The 6,982-nt window shown below is 42.5% G+C and carries 5 protein-coding genes; 2 read left to right on the forward strand and 3 right to left on the reverse strand.

Annotated features, from left to right (window positions below; genetic code table 11):
• The first annotated feature begins 124 nt into the window (after positions 1-124).
• Positions 125-1,324 (forward strand): DUF4159 domain-containing protein, encoded by a 1,200-nt coding sequence (locus tag ACEW80_RS16095; RefSeq protein ID WP_373527556.1) that lies wholly within the window; start codon positions 125-127, stop codon positions 1,322-1,324.
• Positions 1,325-1,377: 53 nt separating this feature from the next.
• Here the strand turns inward: ACEW80_RS16095 and ACEW80_RS16100 are convergent, their stop codons facing one another.
• The 3 genes from ACEW80_RS16100 to ACEW80_RS16110 form a co-directional block, all read right to left on the reverse strand.
• Entirely contained in the window at positions 1,378-1,647 is a 270-nt protein-coding gene (locus ACEW80_RS16100; RefSeq protein WP_373527557.1) for a hypothetical protein, read from the reverse strand.
• A gap of 255 nt (positions 1,648-1,902) precedes the next feature.
• Positions 1,903-3,177, reverse strand: a complete 1,275-nt coding sequence (locus tag ACEW80_RS16105; protein WP_373527558.1) for a hypothetical protein — start codon at positions 3,175-3,177, stop codon at positions 1,903-1,905.
• Between the two features lie 227 nt (positions 3,178-3,404).
• Entirely contained in the window at positions 3,405-5,657 is a 2,253-nt protein-coding gene (locus ACEW80_RS16110; RefSeq protein WP_373527559.1) for a hypothetical protein, read from the reverse strand.
• A gap of 155 nt (positions 5,658-5,812) precedes the next feature.
• Here ACEW80_RS16110 and ACEW80_RS16115 point away from each other — a divergent pair.
• Positions 5,813-6,982, forward strand: a 1,170-nt coding sequence (locus ACEW80_RS16115; RefSeq protein ID WP_373527560.1) for a tetratricopeptide repeat protein, incomplete at its 3' end; no start/stop codon positions are given.

Consider the following 6,982-nt stretch of genomic DNA (forward strand, 5'->3'; position numbering starts at 1 on the left):
AACATTGCTAAATTTCAATACGAAGTATTCCAAAAGCTTAGTAAAAAAAATCTCAATATTCTCTCTGCGCCTCCGCGCCTCTGCGTGAAAATCTTTCAGATCTTCCTTTGAATTTTAAATTACTATGTCCCATCCTTTCCCACCCCCACCAATTAAATCCTTTGAACGCTTGCAAGCCGCAGACGGGTTACTAATCAATGCTGAACGCTGGCGCACAGCCCATGATTACCACCGTAATCGGCAAAATGCCCAATATCAAAGTTTAAATCAACCAGGAATTGTCTGCGGTTTAGGGATTCGAGATATTACTGCCCCAAGCCAAGTAGAAGCTAGATATCGAGATGGACGTTGGGTGCAAATTCAACCTGGTATTGCAATTGATTTAGCAGGTAATCTAATTATTGTACCGACCTCTTATGACTTTCCCATTGATATAGATGTAGCGAGTTCTGAACCGCTGATGATCTACTTAGTAGTTAGCTATGTAGACCCTGATGAATTGCGGCGCGGACAGCAAAAAGATGTTGTTCAAGAAACTTATCGAATTGACCAAAGAAACTCTACACCAATCAGTTCAGAAATAGAAATATGCCGGATACTCCTACAACCAGGACATCCAGAAATTACCCAACCTGCGGATGCTTTCTTTCCTGGATATAATAATGTTGATTTGCGTTATCGTCGTCAGGCACAAATGCGTCCCCAAGCACTTGTGACTATGGCACAGGCAAATCATAATGATCCTGAATGTGCGCGTAATTTTTTCAGCCTTTCGTATTTGTTACAAGCAGTAGAACCCCTATATCCCAGTTTGCGAGGGGCTGATGAACCAGGCCAGGTTTCTTTAGGGGAAAATATTCAAGACTATGACATACTTTATCTGACAGGTGGACAAGCCATATCTTTAAATAGTCTCGAATTTGAATCTCTAAAAAATTACTTAAATTTAGGTGGTGTGCTTCTAGTTGATGCACCAACAAATGCTAATCTTCTAATTGAAAGTACTCAAGCATTGGCACAACAGTTAGAAAGTCCTTTAAGACCTTTAGAAGAATTGCAACGGAGTCATCCTTTAAGGACAAAACCTTTTTTATTTGCTGCCTTGCCAATGGTTAATCAACAGCAAATTAAATTATCAATCGGTGGAGGAGTTATTTTAGCGATTGGTGATTTAGCAACTGCTTGGGGACTGGATAGAGATTTGAATTTACCCCGATTGACTATTCGTACAGCTCAGGAATTAGGAATTAATATTCTTCACTTTGCTTGGAAGCGCCGACAGTTGATAGGTTTGCAACAAGAGGATAATTCAGGACAGTGGTGAAAACCATTACTGAAGATGATCCGACTTACAGTGATTAGTATTGAGCAGATACATCAGAATTCAGGATGGGAAAGCGTGTCGTAAACAAACTGGAGACATTTTTCAAAGTCATCGCCTTGCCAGTTGCTAGCAAATTTCAGCAAATCTTTAGCTTTGGAGCCGTGCAACATTGCTTCTCTATCTTGGATAGGGACATCTCCTGGTTTAATACCAAAGCCATTTTTTCTGATTTTGAGGTATTCGAGATAGTCGAGGGTTTGCTCTAGAATCGATTCTGGAGCGGTTTTGATTGCAGCAAGGAGTTGTTCCTTAATGGTAGTCATGGGGGCACTGGAGGATTGATTGTGGATATCTTGATTCTGTATTAAGTAAGTCGGCGTTAAAAAATAAACCTATGTGACAAAATGTAAAATCAGCGGACAGCTTATAAATCAGTTATCGTAAAGTTTTTACAAAACTAAACATAAGTGTGTTTTATCGTGCCGACATACTTATCTCCTACCATTGTTTCTGAAACCAGAACAAGATAGCGATCGCACTAAATTAACGATACCATCAAGGTCTTAAAATAATTGACTTTACTTGCTTGAGATCACAGTACTAGTTTTGTCCTGTTCCAGTTCTCTCATTAGAGAATCAAAATCACTGGCGTTGTTTCCGCTTTGGGCAAACAAAGACCGAATTTTATTTATTACTGCACTCATATTATTGGAGAAAAACCTACCAAGATTATTAACAAAGTTTTTCAACTTCTCAAATATATTAATTTCTACAGTAGAGTACTTATTGACAATTGGATAGACAATTTTTCCTTTTTCTGTTTCATAGTACTCTTGCTCAGGCATCAACATTGATGTAAGTGGTTGCACCTGTTTTGCCTTATCTGGTTCGATTCGCTTCTGGCTGAGGAATAAAACATCGTAAACTTTTCCATTCCAGACAGCCCAGTAATGGTTTTGGAAGAACCACCGCTTACCGTCATCACAATTAGGGTCTTGTCCTCGATATGGGGTTTTCCCACCTTCACTTATAAAAGGTTTAAGAAGACTTTCAATGGTTATTTTTTTGATGCCAAAATATTCTTCTGCTACTTTTTTAAAGGCGCGTGCTAATGTTTGGCAGTCTCCTTCAGGAGAGCCTTTTAAAAGAGTTTCATGACTCTTGCTCACCATTGTGTATTTAAATTGGATATTCTCAAAGTTTTTGAAAAGTTGTTCCAGGATTTTATCTTCTGGTAATGTTTCTTCTATTCCATTTACTAATGTTTTCGCTAGTGAGTATTCTTGTAAAAATTTTTGTTTTCTATTGGCTGAGTTGTCTACTGCTAATATTTTTTCAGTCTTAGCTGATAGCTTTGACTGCTGTGCATCTTGATTTTGCAAAGTCGGTGGATTCATTTGATTTACTACAGAAGCAGCTACCCTATCCGCCTCTTGCTCATATTTATCTCCTGGTTGACCAATAGTGAGTTGTGGCTGTATTAGTGGTTGCATTGATGCCAGTGACACACTATCAGCACGTTTTATCGCCATTTTGCTCAGGTTATGACCAAACTGGGATGAGTGTTCCTTTCCTTGCTGCAACGACTCATTTATCTTTGCCTGTAATACCGTGAGTCGCTCCTCTCCCTGTGGTGTGATAGTGCCGTGCTTGGCTTGTATTTGGAGTTTCGTTGCCTCAAAATGATATTTTTGAAATTTCTGATTCTCTACTTTCGCCTGTACTATAGGCTTGTTAGAGCCAAGTTGAGTGTTACCAGTTAATAGGTGCGTAGGCGTTGCCCGTCGTAGACATCGCACCTGACTTGGCTCTGATGAATCGGCTTTTTTGTGGATTTGTAGCCTTTCTTTCATGGCTAGTTTCAAAAGTCAACAGTAGGTAATTAAATATATTATGCCACTTAAGCATTGCTTGATTATTCATACTTAAGTCGAAACACTGTTTTGTCTAGTTGCGTAGTTTATCGCCGCAGGCATTGCTATCGACTTAAGTGTAAATTATCTCGCCTAAACCTGGGGGATGGTTTCGGAAAGTTGGGATACTCATCTTCTCAGGAAGCCAGAATCCGCGTCTCAAAGGATCAATTACGTCCGTTGATCATGTCTCGTAAGCGATTTAACTGACCACGATACAATGCATCAACGATATCATCATCGGTTGTAAAGACTCCTTCAATCCAATCTCCTGTCCAAGCATGACCTTCTACAAGGCGATAAAGTTGGGTGCGATCGCCCCCAGAGGCCGTGCGGAAGATTTCAATTACCCGTTCTCCTTCATCTTCTCCAGTCGAACCTCCAATTAATGCGCGCACGCGATCAGCGCGTTGATTGAGGGTCAGATGAGGCAGATCATCGGTACTCTCTTCCATCACAGCATCATCTTCATTAAAAAATGCTTGCCCTTCAGAGGGATTAAAATCAATAATGCTCCGCAATCCGATTAGGGGATTACCCACGAGTGGATTAAGGAATCCATCAATAAACGCGGCTCTGGGATGAACCGTTCCCAGGTAGACTTGCCAGCCTCCCACCGTGTCTTTCCAGACCTCTTCATTTTCTGGGAACTTAGCAGCCATCCCATCTAACTTAGTCTTGATTTCGCCTGATTGAACACTAGCTGTAATGGCTTGTCCATAGGTTTGAGCCAGTTCTGAGCGAATTTTTACAGTCCACAGTGCATCTAGAGAATCTGCTTGCCAGTTCTGAGTTCCGTTATTGGCATCGGGATCGAGACGTGGCAGAACTTGTTCAGGCGCATACTGAACACTAGGAGCGGCAGGACTGGCAGCTTGTCCTTTCACGGAATTGAGAATCCACTCTGATGAGTAGGGGCCTGGATTGCCAGTTCCTAAAGCGTGGGCATTGTCGATATCTTTACAGCCAAGCTGGACTGCCAATTCTGCCATTTTAGCTGTTTGATTATTCGGATCATCCTTGTTCAGGTTACCATCACCGAAGGTTTTCCAGCGATCGCCCAAGTCATTCACAACCCACAATCCCTGTTCATTATCAAAATCATGGGCAACTAAGGCAACCAGATCATCAAACCCCAATTCTGGCATACTGGCAGTTTTTTCCTGTACTTGGGCAATGATCGTGTCGTAAATCCCTGAAACAGTTCCCAAAATTGTAGCGTCATTTGTAGTATTATCATTGATGTAACGCGCCACATCAAGGGCAATCTTCCGCTTCATGTTGCCAAAGAATAAGGGATATTTCTGCCGCCAATAGTCCCGAATATCAGACCTCGGTGTGCGTAAATGTCCGGCTGCAAAGTGATCTGTTAAAAAGTGATGAGCAGCTGCTTCACGCGCCATTCCTTCACCGATGTTTTGCCCAGATTGCCCTGCAAAAAATCCCCGTAAAATTGCGTCTTCATGTAAAGCTCGATAGGAACCCCCCGCAGACGATCTATTTCCTCCGCCTGGGCCTGCGGTGCCATGAGGGGCAGCAAAATGTTCGCTATTGTTCGCCGCTAACTGTAGATAACGGTCATCAACGGCTTTGCTCACAGCCTCAGAAAATTCAAGTTGTGACCAAATTCCCCCCTCCGGCTGTTCAGGTGTACAAATTTGAGCAAATCTCGGATCTTGGGGATTGATCGTTTTGATGGCGTAGATGATTTCATCTTGTGTACCCGGAGTTTGACCGGGCTGAGGCGATGGAGTTGCCGCTAAACGAAATAGTGAGTCAGAAACAGGTTCTTCAACACCTTGCTGATTGACGCGAGTATCACGAGGATCAAAATAGTCGCCGCTCAACATGGTGATATCGCCATGAGTGAGGCGAAAGGGAATTTGTAGAGGTGGGTGAAAGCTTCCATCTCCGGCGGTGACTTCCCCTCCCTGAAAGTCATAGGTTTGCCCACCAGAACCGCGATCGCCTAGTGACTTATGTTCTTCTGAGCCAAATCGTTGAATTAGGCGTTTTTGGTGGAGTGAAGTGGGGTGAGTGCCAATCTGCGGCTTTTGTTGCACAGCAGTATCAGGCATTGACATGAGTTGATTGGCTACCCGATCCGCTTCCTGCTCGTACTGGTCTTTTGGTTCTCCAACTGTGAGTTTTGCCTGGGGAGAACGCAGCGATATCCGACTAATGTCGTGACTCAGGGGCTTTTCTTTGATGGCTTCTGGTTTTAATAATCGCTGATCAGCAGACTGCGCCTTTTGAAGGTTAGGTGATACCTCAGCTACCCTTTGGAGTGAGGCGGTATTTGTTTGTAAATCAAAGCCGCGTGTTGGGTTCGCCAATGTCGGAGTTGTTGGTGAAACAAGCGACGGATTCGTAAAATTTGATGCAGATGATTTCTTACGCCCAAATATGCGCTCGCTCATCTCACTTTTCCTCCATTAATCAAGATGAATTATACAATTTATCTAATTGTGATTGCTATGGACTTAAGTAGAAATTATTCTGTTTATGATTGGGGTGTAGATGGGTGTTACCAATTATCTATTGTTCATGCAACTTAACTCAAGGCAAAGTACCCATGCTAAGACGCTTAATTGTGATTGTTACTGCCGCTATCTTTTTTAGTAGTTCCTTGACGCTAGCACAAAGCAAAAAGCCCAAACCACTGGATAAATTTCCTCCTAGTCCCCTAGAAATTACTACACCCGACCCACTGCTACCACGTTTGCCTAAGGATAAACAGCCGTTAACTCGTGAAGAACAGCAAAAGTTAGAACCATCTCTGGATGCGTTGAACCAAGAAGCTGCAATGAAACTACAAGCAGGTGATCAGGTGACGGCCTTTGAAATTTGGAACCGAGAACTGCGCTTGCGGCGCTTTTTAGGTTCATTAGCAGAGGTGCAAGCATTATCACGAGTTGGTGCGATCGCCTGGAAGCAAAACGACAGCCCAGAAGTACAATATATTACGCAGCGATTGCAGACAATTCAAAAGCAAGCACAATCTCAGAAAGCTGTTGATTTAGAACTATGGCGATCGCTAGGTCAAGCTTACCAAAATGTGCGATCGCCTAAACTAGCTTTAGAAGCTTACGACCCAGTTTTGCTAGCAGTGCGACAGCAAAAAAATCCAACAGCAATAGTCGAAACCCTGAATATAATTGGAGAACTGCATTTAAGTTGGTTTGATTATCCCAAAGCTGCGCCAATCTACGAGGAATTGTTAAGTTTAGCTACATCCCTTGGCGAACGCCTAAACGAGATAACATATCTGCAACGGCTGGCTGAAATTTACGAGCAGACACAACAACCGCAGATGTCATTAAATATACTTAACAAACTAGCAGAAATTTACACCAATGAAAATAATCTTACCGAAATACCAGAATTAAAGCTAGCGATCGCCTCAAATTACGAATCTCTAGCCAGGAAAAATCCTAATTTACTGCTAGAAGCTTTTAAAAATTATCAAGAAGCTTATACCACTGCTTGGCAATTGCAGCAGTATGTTCGTGCTGGTGAAGCTTTGCAGAAATTAATTACACTGTACCGTTCTCAAGGACAAATAGACGAGGCTTTGCAGGCTAGCCAAATTCTCGTAGAGATACAGGCACAAGCCGTCAATTTTTACGGAACGATGCAAGCTTACGACCAAATTGGGCAATTGTATCTAGAACGCAAAGATTTTCCTCAAGCACTAACAGCTTTTCAAAAAGGCTTAGAACTAGCGCAACAACTCAAACATGAG

This window comes from Nostoc sp. (genome assembly GCF_041747015.1).
Taxonomy (GTDB): Bacteria; Cyanobacteriota; Cyanobacteriia; order Cyanobacteriales; family Nostocaceae; genus Nostoc.

Bases quoted from the DNA above. Each gene is read 5' to 3' on its own strand.
- ACEW80_RS16110 (WP_373527559.1), bottom strand. From the start codon at position 5,657: ATGAGCGAGCGCATATTTGGGCGTAAGAAATCATCTGCATCAAATTTT.
- ACEW80_RS16105 (WP_373527558.1), bottom strand. From the start codon at position 3,177: ATGAAAGAAAGGCTACAAATCCACAAAAAAGCCGATTCATCAGAGCCA.
- ACEW80_RS16095 (WP_373527556.1), top strand. From the start codon at position 125: ATGTCCCATCCTTTCCCACCCCCACCAATTAAATCCTTTGAACGCTTG.
- ACEW80_RS16100 (WP_373527557.1), bottom strand. From the start codon at position 1,647: ATGACTACCATTAAGGAACAACTCCTTGCTGCAATCAAAACCGCTCCA.